Annotated in this window: 15 protein-coding genes and 2 pseudogenes; 7 read left to right on the forward strand and 10 right to left on the reverse strand. The window is 65.1% G+C overall.

Annotated features, from left to right (window positions below; all coding sequences use genetic code 11):
- The first annotated feature begins 179 nt into the window (after positions 1-179).
- The 5 genes and pseudogenes from MTR72_RS35285 (at position 180) to MTR72_RS35305 (ending at position 6,983) form a co-directional block, all read left to right on the forward strand.
- Positions 180-989 carry a DUF3108 domain-containing protein gene (locus MTR72_RS35285; RefSeq protein WP_341512009.1) on the forward strand — a complete coding sequence of 270 codons (810 nt, stop codon included), beginning with the start codon at positions 180-182 and terminating at the stop codon, positions 987-989.
- A gap of 714 nt (positions 990-1,703) precedes the next feature.
- Positions 1,704-5,084 carry a helicase-related protein gene (locus MTR72_RS35290; protein ID WP_280967870.1) on the forward strand — a complete coding sequence of 1,127 codons (3,381 nt, stop codon included), beginning with the start codon at positions 1,704-1,706 and terminating at the stop codon, positions 5,082-5,084.
- 13 nt (positions 5,085-5,097) lie between these two features.
- Positions 5,098-5,367, forward strand: a pseudogene (locus MTR72_RS35295) (RNA-binding S4 domain-containing protein); the annotation flags it as partial.
- A gap of 131 nt (positions 5,368-5,498) precedes the next feature.
- Positions 5,499-5,837: a ferredoxin FdxA gene (gene fdxA / locus MTR72_RS35300; protein ID WP_018643465.1), complete on the forward strand. Its 339-nt coding sequence runs from the start codon at positions 5,499-5,501 to the stop codon at positions 5,835-5,837.
- A gap of 345 nt (positions 5,838-6,182) precedes the next feature.
- Positions 6,183-6,983 carry a CarD family transcriptional regulator gene (locus tag MTR72_RS35305; RefSeq protein WP_280967872.1) on the forward strand — a complete coding sequence of 267 codons (801 nt, stop codon included), beginning with the start codon at positions 6,183-6,185 and terminating at the stop codon, positions 6,981-6,983.
- 242 nt (positions 6,984-7,225) lie between these two features.
- Here MTR72_RS35305 and MTR72_RS35310 read toward each other — a convergent pair whose 3' ends face one another.
- Genes MTR72_RS35310 through cyoA form a run of 7 tightly spaced genes read right to left on the reverse strand, consistent with a single transcriptional unit; the run spans position 7,226 to position 14,141 of the window.
- On the reverse strand, positions 7,226-7,759 hold the full coding sequence (locus tag MTR72_RS35310) for a response regulator transcription factor (protein WP_280967873.1): 534 nt from the start codon (positions 7,757-7,759) through the stop codon (positions 7,226-7,228).
- Positions 7,749-9,152: an ATP-binding protein gene (locus MTR72_RS35315; RefSeq protein ID WP_280967874.1), complete on the reverse strand. Its 1,404-nt coding sequence runs from the start codon at positions 9,150-9,152 to the stop codon at positions 7,749-7,751. The genes MTR72_RS35310 and MTR72_RS35315 overlap by 11 nt, the downstream gene beginning before the upstream one ends.
- Positions 9,124-9,945: an SURF1 family protein gene (locus tag MTR72_RS35320; RefSeq protein WP_445819671.1), complete on the reverse strand. Its 822-nt coding sequence runs from the start codon at positions 9,943-9,945 to the stop codon at positions 9,124-9,126. Before MTR72_RS35320 ends, MTR72_RS35315 begins: the two co-directional genes overlap by 29 nt.
- A gap of 23 nt (positions 9,946-9,968) precedes the next feature.
- Positions 9,969-10,346: a cytochrome o ubiquinol oxidase subunit IV gene (gene cyoD, locus MTR72_RS35325; protein ID WP_280967876.1), complete on the reverse strand. Its 378-nt coding sequence runs from the start codon at positions 10,344-10,346 to the stop codon at positions 9,969-9,971.
- On the reverse strand, positions 10,343-10,972 hold the full coding sequence (gene cyoC / locus MTR72_RS35330; protein ID WP_280967877.1) for a cytochrome o ubiquinol oxidase subunit III: 630 nt from the start codon (positions 10,970-10,972) through the stop codon (positions 10,343-10,345). The genes cyoD and cyoC overlap by 4 nt, the downstream gene beginning before the upstream one ends.
- Positions 10,969-12,969 (reverse strand): cytochrome o ubiquinol oxidase subunit I, encoded by a 2,001-nt coding sequence (gene cyoB / locus MTR72_RS35335; RefSeq protein WP_280967878.1) that lies wholly within the window; start codon positions 12,967-12,969, stop codon positions 10,969-10,971. Before cyoB ends, cyoC begins: the two co-directional genes overlap by 4 nt.
- An 11-nt stretch (positions 12,970-12,980) precedes the next feature.
- A complete protein-coding gene (gene cyoA / locus MTR72_RS35340) occupies positions 12,981-14,141 on the reverse strand; it encodes a ubiquinol oxidase subunit II (RefSeq protein WP_280967879.1) in 1,161 nt (386 codons plus the stop codon).
- Positions 14,142-14,320: 179 nt separating this feature from the next.
- Here cyoA and MTR72_RS35345 point away from each other — a divergent pair, with 179 nt between their 5' ends.
- Positions 14,321-15,649 carry an MFS transporter gene (locus MTR72_RS35345; RefSeq protein ID WP_280967880.1) on the forward strand — a complete coding sequence of 443 codons (1,329 nt, stop codon included), beginning with the start codon at positions 14,321-14,323 and terminating at the stop codon, positions 15,647-15,649.
- Between the two features lie 201 nt (positions 15,650-15,850).
- Here MTR72_RS35345 and MTR72_RS35350 read toward each other — a convergent pair whose 3' ends face one another.
- The 3 genes and pseudogenes from MTR72_RS35350 to MTR72_RS35360 all read right to left on the reverse strand — a co-directional run bounded on the left by MTR72_RS35350 (position 15,851) and on the right by MTR72_RS35360 (position 18,538).
- Positions 15,851-17,242, reverse strand: coding sequence for a M48 family metalloprotease (locus tag MTR72_RS35350; RefSeq protein WP_280971178.1), 1,392 nt, complete (start codon positions 17,240-17,242; stop codon positions 15,851-15,853).
- 131 nt (positions 17,243-17,373) lie between these two features.
- A pseudogene (locus tag MTR72_RS35355) lies at positions 17,374-18,149 on the reverse strand (thermonuclease family protein).
- A 32-nt stretch (positions 18,150-18,181) separates the two neighbouring features.
- Entirely contained in the window at positions 18,182-18,538 is a 357-nt protein-coding gene (locus MTR72_RS35360) for a hypothetical protein (protein WP_280967882.1), read from the reverse strand.
- Positions 18,539-18,588: 50 nt separating this feature from the next.
- Between MTR72_RS35360 and MTR72_RS35365 the strand changes: the two genes are divergently transcribed.
- Entirely contained in the window at positions 18,589-19,794 is a 1,206-nt protein-coding gene (locus MTR72_RS35365) for an ABC transporter substrate-binding protein (protein ID WP_280967883.1), read from the forward strand.
- Positions 19,795-19,798: the final 4 nt, after the last annotated feature.

Consider the following 19,798-nt stretch of genomic DNA (forward strand, 5'->3'; position numbering starts at 1 on the left):
AATGCCTTACCACCACATAAAGGGCGCATTCGCACCCGAATAGTCCGGTGAGTTCCCGGCTCGTCATTGCCTGCTGCGATTTTCCGCTTAAGTAACAGCCACTCGCATCCCGATTGGATCGCTTCGTGCCCATTTCCCCCCTTTTTCCGCACCGGCTGCGCATCGCCGGCAGGCTCGCTTTGGCCGCCCTTGGCGGGCTGGTGCTGGCGTGGGGGGCGGCGCCGGCAGCGGCGCAGGGCAAGCTCGAGGCGCAATATGAGGCCTCGCTGGCGGGCATTCCGGTCGGCCGGGGCGCTTGGAGCATCGACATTGGGGACGACGTGTTCTCCGCTGCGGCCTCGGGCGGCACCACGGGCATCCTGAAATCCTTTGCGGGCGGGTCCGGCACCGGCGCGAGCCAGGGGCGGGTGGTCAATGGCGCGCTGGTTGCGACCGGCTACCAGGCCTCCACCACCACCTCGAAGAAGAAAGAGGAGATCCGCATTGTCCTCGACAAGGGCAATGTGAAGGAGTTCGGCATCGTACCGGAGCCGCCGGTCGATCCCGACCGCATTCCGGTGACGGACGCGCATCGCCGCGGCGTCTGGGATCCGATGACGGCCTCGATGCTGCGCGTGCCCGGCACCGGCGATCCCTTGTCGCCGGACGCCTGCCACAACGGCGCGCCGGTGTTCGACGGCCGCATGCGCTACGATCTCAAGCTCGATTTCAAGCGCATCGAAACGGTCAAGGCCGAGAAGGGCTATCACGGCCCGGTCGTGGTCTGCGCGCTGTATTTCGTGCCGGTCGCCGGCTACATCCCCGATCGTCCCGTGATCAAATACCTCGCCGCCCAGCGCAACATCGAGATCGCCTTCGCCCCGGTCGCGGGAACGCGCATCCTAGTGCCGTTCTGGCTGAAAGTGCCGACGCCCTTGGGCCCGGCGATGCTGGAAGCGACCAGCTTCATCACGACGCCCCAGCCGCCGCGGGTTGCGAAGACGCAGTAAGCGTCGCGCGTGACGCCTAACCCTCCCCCACAACGGGAGGGTAAGAGCGCCCGGAATCCCATGCAAGAGCGTTTTGATCGCCGCTTCAACACGTTACGCGCCGTCACCCCGCCAACCGCTTCTGCTTTGCATGGGGTTGTTTTCGCGAAAATACGTTGAGGTAGCTCCGATGCTTTTCCCTCCCCCACAAGGGGGGAGGGAAAAGTGAGCCCGGAATCCATTTGACTCCGCCCCGATTCTGATTCGACTCCGCGCCGTCCCCAATTTTAAGGAACTCGCCCGCAACTGATCGCTTGTGCGCCAGGGCAAAACTCCATCTAGTGCGCACCCAAGAAGCGTCCCGCGACATGTTGCGTGAACGTAACAGGAAGCAAAGGGGAGTCAGCGATTCGGCCGCGATTCGTTCTAGAGTCGTTCCGAGGCTTAAGAAGAGCGGAAAAAGCGTCGCAAAGTGAGACAGTTGCGCGAAAGTTGGGGAGCATCACCGCCTTCTCCGCTGTCATGCCCCGGCTTGACCGGGGCATCCAGTACGCCGCGGCCTCTCGGCTTTAGCTGCGCCGCCTCTGGAATACTGGATCGCCCGGTCAAGCCGGGCGATGACAGTGATGCATGCGGTGAGCGCTTCGCGCCAGTACGACGGGTCCACCCTCAGCCGCCTCGCCGCCCCAAAACGGCACTGACATTCGCCCAAATCGCCACTACCTAATCTCCAGAATGGCCTTTCCTCCCTCTCCCTTTGCTTCCGAGCGCGCTCCCGGCGCTGGCGTCACTGCGGTGCTCGGGCCGACCAACACCGGCAAGACCCATCTCGCCATCGAGCGGATGCTCGCGCATTCCTCTGGCATGATCGGGCTGCCGCTGCGCCTGCTCGCGCGCGAGGTCTACAACAAGATCGCCGATCGCGCCGGCAGCGAGGCCGTCGCGCTTGTTACGGGCGAGGAGAAGATCAAGCCGAAGAACCCGCGCTACTGGGTCTCCACCGTCGAAGCGATGCCGAGGGATCTCGACGTGTCCTTCCTCGCCGTTGACGAGGTCCAGATCGGCGCCGATCTCGAGCGCGGCCACGTCTTCACCGACCGCATCCTCAACCGCCGCGGCCGTGACGAGACGCTGCTGCTTGGCGCCGCGACGATGCGCCCCATCATCGAGCGCCTTCTGCCCGGCGTCTCCATGATCACGCGGCCGCGGCTGTCGAGCCTGGAATTCGCCGGCGACCGCAAGATCACGCGCCAGCCGCGGCGCACCGCGATCGTCGCGTTCTCAGCCGACGAGGTCTACGCCATCGCCGAGCTGATCCGCCGCCAGCATGGCGGCGCGGCGGTGGTGCTCGGCTCGCTCTCGCCGCGGACCAGAAATGCGCAGGTGGCGATGTTCCAGAACGGCGACGTCGACTATCTCGTCGCCACCGACGCGATCGGCATGGGCCTCAACCTCGACGTCGACCACGTCGCCTTCGCCTCCGATCGCAAGTTCGACGGCTATCAGTTCCGCAGGCTGACGCCGGCCGAGTTCGCGCAGATCGCCGGTCGTGCCGGCCGCGCCACGCGGAACGGAACGTTCGGCACCACCGGCCGCTGCGCGCCGTTCGAGCCCGAGCTCGTCAATGCGCTGCAGAACCACACCTTCGACGCCGTGAAGATGCTGCAATGGCGCAACTCGAAGCTGGATTTCTCCTCGCTCGGGGCGCTGCAGGTGTCGCTCAACTTAGCCCCCGGCCACGAGGCGCTGACGCGCGCGCCGATCGCCGAGGACATGCGTGTGCTCGATCACGCCGCCCGCGACGCCGAGGTGCGCGATATCGCGCATGGCAAGGCCGCCGTGGAACGGCTGTGGGAGGCCTGCCAGGTCCCGGACTACCGAAAGCTGTCGCCGGCCGCCCATGCTGAGCTCGTGACCACGCTGTACGGCTTCCTGATGCAGAAAGGCCGCATTCCCGATGCCTGGTTCGCGGCCCAGGTCGACCAGGCCGACCGCATCGACGGCGACATCGACACGCTGTCGGCCCGGATCGCGCAGATCCGCACCTGGACCTTCGCCGCCAACCGGCCGGACTGGCTCGCGGACCCCGAACACTGGCAGGGGATCACGCGGGAGGTCGAAAATAAATTGTCGGATGCGCTCCATGAACGCTTGACTGAGCGTTTCGTTGATCGTCGGACCAGTGTATTGATGCGCCGCCTGCGGGAGAACACGAGCTTGAATACTGAAATCGGCAAGACCGGCGAAGTCATCGTCGAAGGCCACGTCATCGGCCGCCTCGATGGATTCACCTTTGCACCGGATGCGGCGGAAGCCGGCTCCGATGCGAAAGCCTTGCAGGCCGCAGCGCAAGCCGTGCTCGCCGGCGAGATCACGACGCGTGCGGAAAAGCTCTCCTCGGCGCCCGACGAGCAGTTCGTGCTGACCTCCGACGGGACCATCCGCTGGACCGGCGATGCCGTGGCGCGGCTCACTGCCGCAGATGAGGCGCTGCATCCGCGCCTGCGCATCATCTCCGACGAGCGGCTCACCGGCGCGCCCCGCGACAAGGTGCAGGCGCGGCTCGACCTCTGGCTCAAGACGCATATCGAAAAGCTGCTCGGGCCGATGTTCGAGCTGTCCAAGGCCGAGGACGTCACCGGCATTGCCCGCGGCATCGCCTATCAGCTCGTCGAGGCGCTCGGCGTGCTCGAACGTCCGAAGATCGCGAGTGAGCTGAAGGATCTCGACCAGCCCTCGCGTGCCACGTTGCGGAAATACGGCGTCCGCTTCGGCGCCTATCACATCTATTTCCCCGGCCTTTTGAAGCCTGCCGCGCGTGCGCTCGCCGCGCTGCTCTGGGCGCTGAAGCAGGACAATGTCGATCTCTCGGCGCTGTCCGGCGCGCAGCATCTGGCGAGCTCGGGCCGCACCTCGTTCCCGGTCGACAAGGCACTGCCGCGCGATGCCTATCGCGTGCTCGGCTACAAGCAGGCCGGCGAACGCGCCGTGCGCGTCGACATCCTGGAGCGGCTCGCCGACCTGATCCGTCCGGCGCTGGCCTGGCGCGAGAGCTCGCCCGGCGAAAAGCCCGCCGGCGCGTTCGACGGCCGCGGTTTTGTCGTGACGCAGGCGATGACCTCGCTCACCGGCTCGGCCGGCGAGGATTTCGCCTCGGTGCTGCGCGCGCTCGGCTATCGCATGGAGAAGCGTCCGCCGCTGCCGCCGAAGCCGCAGGTCGTCGAGACGGTCGCGGCGGAGACGCCGCCGGTCGAAGGCCGCGCGGAGACTTCGACTGAGACTGCGGCGGAGGCCGTCGCGGGTCTGCCGGAGGAACCGAGCACATCCACCGAGGCTGCACCCGAAGCGGCTGCCGAGCCGGTCACCGTCGAGGACGCGCCCGGGATGGAGCAGCATGACGAGGCGGTACACGAGGCCGCGCCCACGCTCGAGACTTCGGTTGACGCGCCCGTCACGCCGGAAGACGCTCCCGGCATCGCGCCGCCGGCGGAGGAAGCCGCTGCGCCCACCGAGGCTGCAGGCCTTGAAGCCGCTCCCGCCGAGACCGCTGCGACGGAAGCGGCCGTATCGGCCGATGCCGCTGCGCCCGTGGAGGCTGCGGCCACGCCCGCCGAGCCCGAGCTCGTCGAGGTCTGGCGGCCCGGTGGCCGGCACGAGGATCGCAAGCCGCGTCATGAGCGCCATCGCCACCAGCGTCATCAGCGCCCGCAGGCGGGCGCTCAAGCAGGCGCTGCGCCCGCGGAAGGCGAGGCGGCGCAGGCCGCCGATGGCGAGCAGCGCGGCGAGCGCCATCGTCATGGCGGTCGCAAGGATTTCCGCAAGGGACGCGAGCAGGGCGAGGGCGGCGATCGCCGCGAGCAGCGCGACGACAAGAACCGCCGCTTCGAGGGCAAGGATCGCGATCGAAGCAAGGGCAAGTTCGGCGACGGCGGCCGTGAGCATCGTGGCCGCGACCGCGACAAGGGCCGCGACCGCCGCGATCGCGAGTCCGGTCCCGCGCACCGCCCCTACGCCTCGAGCGCGAACCCGCGCGAGCGCGATCGTCCGATCGATCCGAACTCGCCCTTCGCCAAGCTCGCCGCGCTGAAAGAGCAGCTCGCCGGTCGGAAGGAGTAATCCCACGACGACCGAGCGCCAGCGTCTCGACAAATGGCTGTGGCATGCGCGGGTGGTGAAGGCGCGTACCTCGGCGGCCGAGCTCGTCGTCTCAGGCCACGTCCGCGTCAACGGCGTGCGCGAGACCTCGCCGGGGCACGCGATCAAGATCGGCGACGTCCTCACCATCGCGCTCGATCGCGCGGTGCGCGTGCTGAAGGTGACCGCGTTCAACGAGCGTCGCGGCGATGCGGCCTCGGCCCGCGTGCTCTACGAGGAGGTCGGCGATGCAAAGCGCAATTAATTGCGCATCGTATTCACTTCTTGGCCGATCAAGCGCGGAAAGCGGTCCTGATCGCCCCTGTCGATCTTGCAGCGCCGGGCCATCCGCGCTACGCAAGCCTCGACTTTTAAAAGAGCTTTTCGGAGCGTTGGATGACTTACGTCGTCACTGAGAACTGCATCAAGTGCAAGTACACCGACTGCGTCGAGGTCTGCCCTGTCGACTGCTTCTACGAGGGCGACAACATGCTCGTCATCCATCCTGACGAATGCATCGATTGTGGCGTGTGCGAGCCGGAATGCCCCGCCGACGCCATCAAGCCCGATACGGAACCGGGCTTGGAAAAGTGGCTCCAGGTCAACGCCGACTACGCCAAGAGCTGGCCGAACATCACGCAGAAGAAAGAATCACCCGCCGACGCGAAGGAATTCGACGGCATGGAGGGCAAGTTCGAGAAATATTTTTCTCCGAACCCCGGCTCCGGGGACTGATCCGCGCTCAAACTTAACCCTAATAGCGCCGAATACGCCGAAAACCAGCCCTAAAAGCCCCTAAATCATTGATTTTTGCGGGAAATGTGCTATATTGGGCACATTAAGCCGAACCCCGTCAGCCCCGATTGGCCCCTCTGGGTTCCCGTGAAACCAAATGTCGAACAGGGGCGTGGCAGTTTCCGCGCGCAGGCTGTGTCACAGAAAACGCGTAAAAAGAGTACTTCTGCGAGGGCTTCCCATAAGGAGGCCAAAAAAGTCGCCGCGGCCAGCCGTAGCGCATCCAAGGGCCGTGCCGCCACGAAGGCGTCGGCTGCAAAGTCCTCCAAGAACAAAAGAAGTGCAATGCCGAACAAGACTGCCAAAACTGCCGCGAAAGCGACCGTTTCGAAGCCTGCTGCCAAGCCTGCCAAGCCTGTTGCCGCCAAGCCTGCGCCGAAGACGCCCGTTGCTGCCGCCTCTGCCAAGGCCCCCGTCGCTGCCAAGCCGGCCGTGAAGCCCGCTGCTGCGCCGAAGGTCGAGGAGAAGAAGGTCGTGACCCAGCGCCAGGGCTTCAAGGCCAACGAATTCGTCGTCTATCCCGCTCACGGCGTCGGCCAGATCCTCGCCATTGAGGAGCAGGAGATCGCCGGTGCCAAGCTCGAGCTGTTCGTCATCAACTTCATCAAGGACAAGATGACGCTTCGCGTTCCGACCGCGAAGGTCGCCAACGTCGGCATGCGCAAGCTCTCCGAGCCCGCGCTGGTGAAGAAGGCGCTCGAGACCCTGAAGGGCCGCGCTCGCGTCAAGCGCACCATGTGGTCGCGCCGCGCCCAGGAGTACGAAGCGAAGATCAATTCGGGCGACATCGTCGCGATCGCGGAAGTCGTGCGCGATCTCTATCGCTCGGAGTCGCAGCCCGAGCAGTCCTACTCCGAACGCCAGCTCTACGAAGCGGCGCTCGATCGTTTGTCCCGCGAGATCGCGGTGGTGCAGCACTCGACCGAGACCGAAGCGGTCAAGGAGATCGAGGCCCAGCTCGCCAAGAGCCCGCGCCGCGCGTCCGCCAAGGCCGAAGCCGCCGACGGCGAAGCCGACACGGATGCCGAGGGCGACGCCGATGATGGCGATGGCGACGACACCACGGTCGCCGACGAGGCGGCGTAAGCTCTCACGTCGATCGCAACAGATCAAAAGCCCGGCCGTTCGGCCGGGCTTTTTGTGTCTGTAGCGAGAGTGGTGGTGCGAGGCTGATTCCACCAACCCGGTGTCGTCCCGGCGCAGGCCGGGGACCCATAACTCCAGGGAGGAGTTGTGGTGCACACTCGCAACCAAGAGTCTTCGTCAAACCCAATCCTGGGGTCATGGGTCCCGGGCTCGCGCTTTGCGCGCCCCCGGGACGACGAGCCTTACTTCACCGGCCGCTTCTCGAGCTTCCGCGCCAAGGTGCGCCGGTGCATGCCCAGCCGTCTTGCTGCTTCCGAGATATTGAAATCCGTCTCGATCAGCGTCTGATGGATGCGCTCCCATTCCAGCGTCTTGATCGAGGTCGGTCGCGTATCGAGCGCGACCTCGGCGTTGCCTTCGGCCTTGTGGAAGGCCGCCTCGATATCGTCGGTGTTGGAAGGCTTTGCCAGATAGTGACAGGCGCCCAGCTTGATGGCTTCGACCGCGGTGGCGATGCTGGCAAAGCCGGTCAGCACGACGATCAGCATCTCCGGATCGTGGCTGTGCAACAGCTCGACGCAGGCAAGGCCGGAGGCACCGCCGAGCTTGAGATCGACCACGGCGTAGCCGAAGGAGCGCTCCTCCAGAACCTTCCGGACCTCTTCGATCGATGCAGCCAGCACGACCTCATAGCCGCGCCGCTCGAAGGAGCGCTTGAGCGTGCGGGCAAAGCCGGCATCGTCCTCGACGACGATGAGCGAGCGGTCAGGCGTCAAAGCCGCCTCCGATTGCGAGCGTTGCAAGCGGCAGCGTGAGGCGGACGGTGGCACCGCGCTTCCTGTGGTTCTCGGCGGTCACGCTGCCTCCCAGCTTGCGCACGACGTTCACGACCAGGAACAGGCCGAGCCCGCCGCCGGCGCGCCCCTTGCTCGATTGGTAGGGCTTTCCGAGTTGCGCCAGCATTTCGGGCGCGAAGCCGGGGCCGCGGTCGCTGACCGACAGCACAAGCTTGTCGTCCTCGCGCTCGGCGAGCAGCTCGACCCAGTCGCGCGAGACCTCATAGGCGTTGTCTAGCACGTTGAAGATCACCTGCTTCAGCGCCACGTCGGAGACGATCGCGACGTCCTCGCCGAACGTGTTGACGAAATACAGCGTCCGCGCCGAGCGCGCATTGCGCCACTCCTCGACCATGTCGGTGAGGAACGCCGTCACCGTGGTCGGCGACGATCCTTCGCCGCGCGCCTCGCCTGCGGAGACCAGGATGCCGGTCACGATGGTCTTGCAGCGTTGCAGCGAGGTTTCCATCTCGGCGAGATCCTCGGCGAGCTCGCGATCGGCGGCGAGATCCGGCATGCGGCGCCAGTCGCTGAGGATGACCGAGAGCGAGGCGAGCGGCGTGCCGAGCTCGTGAGCGGCGCCGGAGGCGAGCAGGCCCATGCGGACGATGTGATCCTGCTCGGCCGCATGCTGGCGCAGCGCGGCCAGATGCGCGTCGCGCTCGCGCAGGTTCCTGTTGATGCGGGTCACGAACACGACCAGCAGCACGGCATTGAGGACGAAGCCGAGCAGCATGCCGGCAACAGTGAGGGTATAGGTCTCGCTGAGCGGATTGGGCGGCAGCTCGAGCGGCCGGTAGGCCACCGTCAGCCAGACGAAGCTCGCACAGGTCAGCGCGACCAGCGACCAGGTCGAGCGGGCATCGAGCAGCACCGCTCCCAGCGTCACCTGGAGCAGGAACAGCGAGGTGAAGGGATTGGTCGCGCCGCCGCTGAGGTAAAGCTGCGCGGTCAGCGCAGCGACGTCGAGCATAAGAGCAACCAGCAGCTCGTTGTTGGTAACCGCCGCGCGATGACGCACCCAGACAAGGCTCGAGACGTTGAGCAGGACCAGCGCACCGATCACCGCGCCCATCCGCTCCAGCGGCAAGGGAATGCCGAGCCCGAAATGCACGGCACCGATGGTCACGACCTGGCCGACCACCGCGGTCCAGCGGAGCTGGATCAGCAGCGCCATGTTCTTGCGGTTGGTCTCGTCGTCTGTCGGCGAGGCGCCGGTCAGCCCGCTGCGCGCGTCCGACTGCGGTTGCAGCGTGACGGCCAGCTCACCATGGGCAGGCGTCTGGGGAAGCGTCTTCCCGTCGTCAGGTTGGCTCGACGATCGTTCCAGCATCTGATCCCGTCCTGCGGGCGGAGGCATCAGGGCCGCCGGCCGGTTCGTGGACGAAGCGCGTGCGGCGGAACAGCCCGCCGCCGAATGTGACGTAAAATTTACCGGCCAGCATGAAGGCCAGGGCAAACCACGTCAGCGCGTAGATCAGGTGGTTATTGGGAAAGCGGATCACGGTCAATCCGCCGATTGGACCTCCGCCTGCGCGCGGCGCCGCATCAGCATCGATGAAGAAGGGGGCAACATCGTGCATGCCGCGAGCCGCTGCGATTGCAGCAACGTCCCGCGAATACCAGCGGTCGTGGACGGGATCGTTATTCCTCAGGAACCCGCCTTTCGGCTCCGTCATGCGTAACAAGCCGGTGATCTCGACGGTGCTTTCCGGATTGCCGTCCTGCCGCGTCGATGCGTCGCGCCGCTCGGCTGGCACGAAGCCGCGATTGATCAGGACCAGCGTGCCGTCCTCGCGCCGGAGCGGCGTGAGCACCCAATAGCCGGCGCCTTCCTCGGTGACGGCCTGAACCAGCGTTTCCCGGTCGTGCAGGAAGCGGCCTGTCACGGCGACGTGCCGGTATTCGTCATTTGCCGCGGAGACCGTGGGCCAGGCCGCAGGCGAAGGAATCGGCTGGGCCGCGGCGTGGACGCGCTGCTCGACGCGGTCGATCAGCGCCAGCTTCCAGGCGCGGCGCTCGATCTGCCAGACGCCGAGTGCGATCAGGAGCGCGAACGCGGCGAGCGCGGGGACCGTAAGCCACAAGGCGGGGCGCGCGGTCTTGCCGCGCGTCCCGTTTTCCATGTCGCTCACGGTCCCCGCCTTGCTCACTTCATCCCGCTCATCTCGTGGATCGGCATCATGTTGCTGTTGAGGTGGTTCATGACCCACAGCGAGCCGGACAGCGCGATCACGACCATGACGATGGTGAAGATCAGCGCCATCATGCTCCAGCCGTTCTCGGAGGTCGTGTTCATGTGCAGGAAGTAGATCATGTGCACGACGATCTGCACCACGGCGAAGGCCATGATGACCAGCGCGGTGATCTGCTTGCTGGGAAGCACGCCGCTCATCACCAGCCAGAACGGGATCGCGGTGAGCACGACCGAGAGCACGAAGCCGAGCAGATAGGTCGAGAGCGATCCGTGCGCGTGGTCGTCGTGGTGGTGATGGTCTGCAGCCGTGGCGTGGGTGTCGGTGGTCATCGCAGCACTCCCAGGAGATAGACGAAGGTGAAGACGCCGATCCAGACCACGTCGAGGAAGTGCCAGAACATCGACAGGCACATCAGGCGACGGCGGTTGGCCTCGATCAGGCCGAACTTCCAGACCTGCACCATCAAGGTCACCAGCCAGATCAGGCCGCAGGTGACGTGCAGGCCGTGGGTGCCGACCAGGGTGAAGAAGGCGGAGAGGAAGGCGCTGCGCTGGGGCGTCGCGCCCTCATGGATCATGTGGGCGAACTCGGTGAGCTCGATGCCGATGAAGGCGGCGCCGAACAGGCCGGTGATGGCGAGCCACATCTGCGTCTGGCCGATGCGGTTCTGCTGCATCGTCAGCATGGCAAAGCCATAGGTGATCGACGACAGCAGCAGCATCGAGGTGTTCACCGCGACCAGCGACAGGTCGAACAGGTCCTTCGGCGCCGGGCCGGCGGCGTAGTTGGCGCCGAGCACGCCGAAGGTGGCGAACAGGATCGCAAAGATGAGACAGTCGCTCATCAGATAGATCCAGAAGCCGAGCGCGGTGCTCCATCCTTCCGGATGCGGATGCTCGTCGGCGAGGTAGAACAGCGGCTCGCCCGTTTGGGTGGGTTTGACAGCGATCGTCATGACTTGGCTCCGGCGAGCAGTTGGGTGCGCGCGTCCTCGGTCCGGACGACCTCATCGGCCGGGATGTCGAAGTCGCGGTGATAGTTGAAGGTGTGACCGATGCCGACGGCGAGCATCGCGATGAAGCTCGCGGCGGCCAGCCACCACATGTACCAGATTAGACCGAATCCCATCGCAGTCGCAAAGCCGGCGAGGATGATGCCGGTGCCGGTGTTGCTCGGCATGTGGATCGGCTTGAAGCCGGTGAGCGGCCGCTGGTAGCCGCGCTTCTTCATGTCCCACCACGCGTCATTGTCGTGAACGACGGGCGTGAAGGCGAAGTTGTAGGCCGGCGGAGGCGAGGAGGTCGCCCATTCCAGCGTGCGCGCATCCCAGGGATCGCCGGTGACGTCCTTGAGCTGCTCTCGCCGGAGGAAGCTGACCGCGAACTGCACCAGCATGCAGATGATGCCGAGGAAGACGAGGCCGGCGCCGATCGCGGCGATGATGAACCAGATCTGCAGGGACGGATCGTCGAACACGCGCAGGCGCCGCGTCACGCCCATCAGGCCCAGCACGTAGAGCGGCATGAAGGCGAGGTAGAAGCCGGTGACCCAGAACCAGAACGACAGCTTGCCCCAGAACGGATCGAGCTTGAAGCCGAACGCCTTCGGGAACCAGTAGCCGATGCCGGCGAAGGCGCCGAACACCACGCCGCCGATGATCACGTTGTGGAAGTGCGCAATCAGGAACAGGCTGTTGTGCAGAACGAAGTCGGCCGGCGGCACTGCGAGCAGCACGCCGGTCATGCCGCCGATCACGAAGGTCAGCATGAAGGCGATCGTCCACATCATCGGCAGCTCGAAGCGGATGCGGCCGCGATACATCGTGAACAGCCAGTTGAACATCTTCGCTCCCGTCGGGATCGAGATGATCATCGTGGTGATGCCGAAGAAGGAGTTGACGCTGGCGCCCGACCCCATGGTGAAGAAGTGGTGCAGCCAGACCAGGTACGACAGGATGGTGATGACCACCGTGGCGTAGACCATCGAGGTGTAGCCGAACAGCCGCTTGCCCGAGAAGGTCGAGGTCACCTCGGAGAAGATACCGAACGCGGGGAGAACCAGGATGTAGACCTCGGGATGGCCCCAGATCCAGATCAGGTTCACGTACATCATCGGGCTGCCGCCGAAGTCGTTGGTGAAGAAGTTGGTGCCGACGTAGCGATCGAGCGAGAGCAGCGCGAGCACGACGGTCAGAACCGGGAACGAGGCGACGATCAGCACGTTCGTGCAGAGCGAGGTCCAGGTGAAGACAGGCATCCGCATCATGGTCATGCCCGGGGCCCGCAGCTTGACGATGGTGCAGATCAGGTTGATGCCGGATAAGGTCGTGCCGACGCCGGCGACCTGCAGCGCCCATATGTAGTAGTCGACGCCGACGTCAGGGCTGTAGCCGATGTTCGACAGCGGCGGATAAGCGAGCCAGCCGGTGCGGGCGAATTCGCCGATGAACAGCGAAGCCATCACCAGCACCGCGCCGCCGACCGTCATCCAGAAGCTGAAATTATTCAGGAACGGGAACGACACGTCGCGGGCGCCGATTTGCAGCGGGACGACGTAGTTCATCAGGCCGGTGACCAGCGGCATCGCCACGAAGAAGATCATGATCACGCCGTGGGCGGTGAAGACCTGGTCGTAATGGTGGGCGTTGAGATAGCCTTCCGAGCCGCCGAACGCGAGCGCCTGCTGGCCGCGCATCATGAGTGCGTCGGCAAAGCCGCGCAGCAGCATCACGATGCCGAGGATCATGTACATGATGCCGATGCGCTTGTGGTCGACGGTGGTGAACCACTCGCGCCAGAGATAGCCCCAGAGCCGGAAATAGGTGAGACCGCCGAGCAGCGTGATGCCGCCGAGCGCGACCACCACGAAGGTGCCGACGACGATCGGCTCGTGCAGCGGCAACGATTCGATGCTGAGCCGGCCGAAGATGAGCTTGATGAGATCAGGAGACATGCGAGCTCTCGTTAGGAGTCTGACTTCGGACGTTGTCCGAGGAAGAAGGACGAAGATTTGAGCGGCGTGAAGCTCGGGCGCTTCAGGCCGGCACCGAGCAGCGGCGTGGCGTCGCTCGGCGCCTTGATCGACGCGGTGGTCTGGCCCTGCGGCGCATCGGGCGTGCAGGTGCCGGCGACGAAGGTCGGCTCGCCGCCAAGCGCGGTGCCGCGGCGGGCGTATTTGTCGTAGGCGAGCGGCAGGGTGTTGTTCAGGCCCTCATGGCCGAGGCCGCCCTTGGCATCGATCGCCATCATCTCGCTCTGGCACATCTTGCCGGTCTCGACGCACATGTTGAGGATCAGGCGGTAGAGATCGGCATCGACACTGCCGTAACGCCGCACCGGCTCGTTCTGGCTCGGCTTCTCGAGCTGAAGATATTCCGCGCGACCGAGCGAACCGCCGGCCGACTTGGCGCTGGCGATCCAGGCGTCGAAGGCCTTGTCGTCGAGACCGTGGAAGGCGAAGTGCATGCCGGAAAAGCCGGCGCCGCTGTAGTTCGCCGAAAAGCCCTTATAGGTGCCGGCGTGGTTCACCACGGCGTGGAGCTTGGTCTCCATGCCTGGCATCGCGTAGATCTGGCCGGCGAGCGCGGGGATGTAGAACGAGTTCATCACCGAGGATGCAGTGATGCGGAAATTGATCGCGCGATCGACGGGAGCAGCCAGCTCGTTGACGGTGGCGACGCCGTAGTCCGGATAGATGAACAGCCATTTCCAGTCGAGCGCGACGACGTCGACCTCGAGCGGGGCCTTGGCCTGGTCCACGGCGCGCTCCGCGTTGATGCGGCCGAGCGTGCGATAGGGGTCGAGCAGGTGCGTGCCCATCCAGGTCAGCGCGCCGAGGCACACGATGATCAGAAGCGGCGCCGACCAGATCACTAGCTCGAGCTTGGTCGAGTGGTCCCAATCCGGCTCGTAGCGCGCCGACTTGTTGGACTGGCGGTAGCGCCAGGCGAACAGCACCGTCAGCGCCATGACGGGCAGAACGATCAGGAGCATCAGGACGGTGGAGATGATGACGAGGTCGCGCTGCTGGGCAGCGATATCGCCGGCTGGCGCCAGCACGATGTAGTTGCAGCCGCTGAGCGCAACTGCCAAAGGTAGTAGCGCCAGGATCTTGAGACGAGACACGGGCCGAGCCTTCTAGAATGAGTTTCCCTTGCGGGGCCAACGGGTAGCTGCGGCGCAACAATCCGGACATTGGACAATTTGTCCAATGTTGCGGTGCGGGAGGTTGGTTCAGAGAGGGGCAGGTTGCCCGGCGCCCGCCGGGTGGTCGGCTTTGATTTTCAGGACGTTAAGGGCGCACGATGGCGACGGCACACACCCCCGCAATGGCAGACCTCCACTCGGGCGAGCATGGCCACGACCAGGCCAGCCCCGGCGAGATCGCCATCGGCGTCATCATCGGCCGCACCTCGGAATTCTTCGACTTCTTCGTCTACGCGATCGCCTCGGTGATCGTGTTTCCCCGTCTGGTCTTCCCGTTCGCGAGCGAGCTGACCGGCACGCTTTATTCCTTCGCCATTTTCGCGCTCGCCTTCATGGCGCGGCCGCTCGGCACCGTCATATTCATGACGATCGACCGGCAATACGGCAAGACGGCCAAGCTGGTCACCGCGCTGTTCGTGCTCGGCACCGCCACCGTCGCGATCGCGTTCCTGCCCGGCTATCACGAGATCGGAGCCTCGGCGATCTGGCTCCTGGCGATGGCGCGCGCGGCCCAGGGTCTGGCGTGGGGTGGTGCGTGGGACGGCCTTGCCTCGCTGCTCGCGCTGAACGCGCCGGCATCGAAGCGCGGCTGGTACGCGATGGTGCCGCAGCTCGGGGCGCCGCTCGGGCTGATCGTGGCAAGCGCCCTGTTCGCCTATTTCGCCGGTAATCTGTCGGCGGACGATTTCTTCGACTGGGGCTGGCGCTATCCGTTCTTCGTCGCCTTCGCCATCAACGTCGTGGCGCTGTTCGCCCGCCTGCGCATGGTAGCGACGGAGGAGTATGCCTCGCTGTTCGAGACCCGCGAATTGCAGCCGGCCCGCATCTCCGACACCGTCGCGCGCGAAGGCCACAACATCATGCTCGGCGCATTCGCGCCGCTGGCGAGCTTCGCGCTGTTCCACATGGTCACGGTGTTTCCGCTGTCCTGGGTGTTTCTGTTCACGCGTGAAAGCCCGGTGCGCTTCTTGATCATCGAGATCGTCGCCGCCGTGTTCGGGGTCGCCGCGATCGTGGTCTCGGGCATCATCGCCGACCGGGTCGGCCGCAAGTCGCTGCTGATGGGTTCGGCGATCGCGATCGCGGTCTATAGCGGCTTCGCTCCGCAGCTTCTCGACGCCGGCGCCTTCGGCGAGACCATCTACATGGTGATCGGTTTCATCCTGCTCGGCCTGTCCTTCGGCCAGTCCTCGGGCGCGATCGCCTCGAATTTCAAGCAGATGTACCGCTACACGGCCTCGGCGCTCACCTCGGACATGGCTTGGCTGTTCGGCGCCGGCTTCGCCCCGCTCGCCGCCCTTCTGCTCGCCACCAATCTGGGCGTCATTGCTTCGGGCGCCTATCTGCTCTCGGGCGCGCTGTGGACCCTCGTCGCGCTGTGGCTCAGCGGCCAGCGCGAGGCGGGGGATATGGATGCGGGGCGCTAAGCAGTCTTTGGGCGGTTGGTTGGTGCGCAGGCGGCTGATCTTGCTCAGCCGTCGTTCCGACCTTCGCCGAGACGACGATTGAGTTTGTGGCGTCGTAGAGCGGGCAAAGGCGCGTAGCGCCGTGCCCACTATCTTCCCGTCATTGCGGTCAAAGTGGTGGGCACGCTTCGCTTCGCTCACCCTACGAGAAGCTGACGCGCGTCAATCCACCACGATCTTGACGCGGTCGCGCACCTTCACCTGCGCATGCGCATCGAGGCCGTTCAGCACGCGGAAGCGCTCGGTCGGGTGATCGACGCCCGCCATGCGATGAGAGAGCGATTCGACGGTGTCGCCAGGCTGCACGGTGATCACCTTGATGCGCAGGGGCCGCGCGGCCTGGATCTCCTCGAGCGTCAGGCGGCGGAATGAATTGACGGTCTCGCGCGCATTGCGCTCGCTCTCGGTCGTCTTCTGCCTTGTAGCGAAGATGAAGCGGTAGACGTCGCTGCCGAAGCGCAGTGCATAGACCTTGAACTGCCACTGGTCGCCCTTGGCGGTGGCGGACGCGGCCGGAAGGCCGTTGATGGTGATATCCTCGGTCGAGGCCTTCTCGACGCCTTCCATCCAGCCGGAGTTGAGATAATCGCCGAGCGACTGCTCGGCCGGAACGCGCACGACGTCGAAACGCATCGCCTGCGAGCCGCCTTCGCGCACGCCGATCACAGCCTGCGCAGTGTTGTCGAGCGTAAAATTGTCCGGCGCCTGGAAGGTGAAGCCGAGTTTTGGATGCAGGAAGCGGCGGCCGCGGACAAAGCCTTCGCTGGGATCCTCGCCATAGACGAGGTTGTCGATCGCGGCGAGGTAGCTCTCGCGGTCGCGCTCGCCGCCTTCGGGCGCGCCGTATTGCCGGGCGATCGTCTGCGCATTCTGCACCCGCTCCGGGGTGGCCGGATGCGACGAGGTGAAATCCTGCGCGCGCGGATCGAGCGAATTCTTGCCCGCCTTGAGCTCGGCATTGCGCTCCATCGCGGCGAGGAAGCGCGCCGCGCCATAGGGGTCGAAATGCGCGCGGGCGGAAATGCCCACCCCGATGCCGTCCGCCTCGATCTCCTGGTTGCGCGAGAAGCTCGCCATGGTGAGCTTGGTCTTGGCGAGCGCAAGCGCGGTGAGCTCGGGATCGTTGCTCATGTCGGTGACGACGCGGGTGACGATCGCGGCTTGGCGGGCCTGGTCCTCGCGCATCGCGGCGTGCTTCGACAGCACATGCGCCATCTCGTGGCTGAGCACAGAGGACAATTCAGAGGTGTCGCTGGCCAGCGCCAGCAGGCCGCGCGTGACGTAAAGCTGTCCGTTCGGCAAGGCGAACGCGTTCACCGCGCCGGAATTGAGGATGGTGACTTTGTAGCCCTGGTCGGGGCGATCGGAGGCCGCGACGAGCCGCTCGACGGTCTTGGTGACCAGCGACTCCAGCCGCGGATCGTCGTAGGTGCCGCCATAGCTCGCCAGGATGCGCTCGTGTTCCTTTTCGGTCGCCGGCGTTTGCGCGACGGCCGGCTTCGGCTTGGGCAACGCGACCGTCGGCGCCGGTGCGGCGGCCTGGAACCGCCCCATATCGCCGCAGCCGGCGAGGGTCGTGCCGAGCAAAAGGCATAGGGTAGCCGGCGCAGCCCGAAGGCGGCGGCCATCACCCTTTCCGTGCCGTTCTAGCACCCCATTCACGTCGCTTAACCCGTGCCTGGCCTTTACGGCCTTACCCCTGCCGGCGCGCTTGTGTCCAGCAACTCAACCTGTCCCACGAGGCGTACGTCAATCCGAGGCCCCGTATTCCCCTCGACCCAGCCTCGGACTCGAATCTGTCGATTCTCCAGAGACTTAAGAGCGATCCCGGCGCTCTCAAAGGCCGGTACGATCCGCCTTGAAATAGTCACGGCAAAGCCACGTGTCCAGTTCCGGGAGAAGTTGAGGTATGTCATTGCCCCAGCTTGCCGGACCGACCGGACTCTGCCCTCGACCACCATGAAGCGCCCAATCCCGGCCAAAATATCGTCCGGACTTTCCGCGTTTTTTATGGCCAACGGGGCAGCCCAGTTGCCCTTTTTTGGCGCCGCGCCTCGGTTTCGGCGGCCATCAGGGTGGCCGCGCAGTCCTTGTCCGCGATCTCGGCCGAGACGACCGCCTGGCCTTGGGCGAGCAGGAGAGCCTGTGCCGACGTTGCGCTATCCCGGATGAAGACAAGCGCGGGCTGCCGCCCGTAACGATCGGGCGTGTCGTCGCTGCCGTAAAGCGATACGTCGCGGCCGACGAGCAGCGCCGTCAGCGCCTGCTGCGTCGTGGCCGTCGGCTCGATGCCGGCGAGACGCACCTCGCGGCCATCATCGAGACGCAGGCTGCGTGCATCGGTGATCGCAGCGACGCGTCCCTCGCCTTGAGACTCGAATTGGCAAGCCGCCGCGAGCACGATGTCGTGCGATCCGATGAGGAGCGCTGCTGCGGCGATGAGAGTAAGCGGTCGCTTCACGTTGCCCGGAGAGGTTGCGTTGTATGTCTCTCTTAACTCAAAGCCGTAGGGAGGGCAAAGCGAAGCGTGCCCACCACTTTGCCGAGCGAAACGGACTGGTGGGCACGGCGTGCGAAGAGCGCACCTTTGCCCACGCTACAACTGTTGCGACTTTGCTCCGGCATCGCCTCATTCTCCGTCATTGCGAGCGAAGCGAAGCAATCCAGACTGTCTCCGCGGAAGGATTCTGGATTGCTTCGGTTCGCTCGCAATGACGAATGTGGAAACACATTCGCCGATCGCGCCATTCCGTTTTGCGGAAAACGCGCGTTGATCGCGTGGCTCGCATCGCGGCCCCGCTTGCTGCGCTCTCGCGCATGCGGCATGATTGCGGCAATACCGATAACCAAGAGCAATAACCAAGCCGCCGTCAGAGTAAGGCGATCAAGGGAGGATTTTGATGAAGCGAATTTTGTCCGGCATTTTTGCGGCCGCATTTGCCGTGAGCGCGAGCGCCGCGCAGGCCCAGGACAAGCCGCCGCTCAAGATCGGCGGCATCCTCGACATGTCAAGCCTGTATGCGGACATCACCGGTCCCGGCAGCGAGACCGCGGCCAAGATGGCGGTGGAAGATTTTGGCGGCGAGGTGCTGGGCCGCAAGATCCAGGTGCTGGCGGCCGACCATCTCAACAAGGCCGACCTTGCCGCCAACATCGCCCGCGACATGCTCGACAACCAGGGCGTCGAGATGATCTATGACGTCGCGGCCTCCGCAACCGCGCTCGCCGCCGGCGAGATCGCGAAAGCGCGCAACAAGATCATCATCTTCAACGGTCCCGGTTCGATCCGCCTTACCAACGAGGCCTGCGGCCCCTACACCGTGCATTATGTGTTCGACACGTACGCTCAGGCTAATGTGACGGGCCTCGCCGCCGTGAAATCGGGCCTCGATACGTGGTTCTTTCTCACCGCCGATTACGCCTTCGGCCAGGATCTGGAAAAGGACACCAGCAATGTCGTGACCAAGACCGGCGGCAAGGTGCTTGGCAATGTCCGCCATCCGCTCAACACGTCGGACTTCTCCTCCTTCCTGCTGCAGGCGCAGGCCTCCAAGGCCAAGGTGATCGGGCTGGCGAATGCCGGCGGCGATACGGTCAACGCCATCAAGCAGGCGGCCGAGTTCGGCATCACCAAGGGCGGTCAAAAGATCTCGCCGCTGCTCGCCTTCGTCACCGATATCGATTCCATCGGACTGGAGACGGCGCAGGGCCTGCTGCTGGCAGAGGCCTTCTATTGGGACCTCAACGACGACACGCGCGCGTTTTCGAAGCGCTTCCAGGAGCGTGTGAAGCGGCCGCCGACCTCGGCGCAGGCCGGCGTCTATTCGTCCGTCACGCATTACCTGAAAGCCGTGAAGGCGGCCGGCACGACGGACTCCGCGGCCGTCATGAAGGTGATGAAGGAGACGCCGATCAACGACTTCTTTGCCAAGAACGGCAAGATTCGCGAGGACGGCCGCATGACCCACGACATGTATCTGTTCGAGGTGAAGAAGCCGTCGGAATCCAAGGGCCGCTGGGACGACTACAAGCTGCTCGCTACCGTGCCCGGCAACGAGGCGTTCCAGTCGCTGGAGCAGTCGCGCTGCCCGCTGGTAAAGAAGTGACGCG

The sequence above is a fragment of the Bradyrhizobium sp. ISRA442 genome, assembly GCF_038085055.1.
Taxonomy (GTDB): Bacteria; Pseudomonadota; Alphaproteobacteria; order Rhizobiales; family Xanthobacteraceae; genus Bradyrhizobium.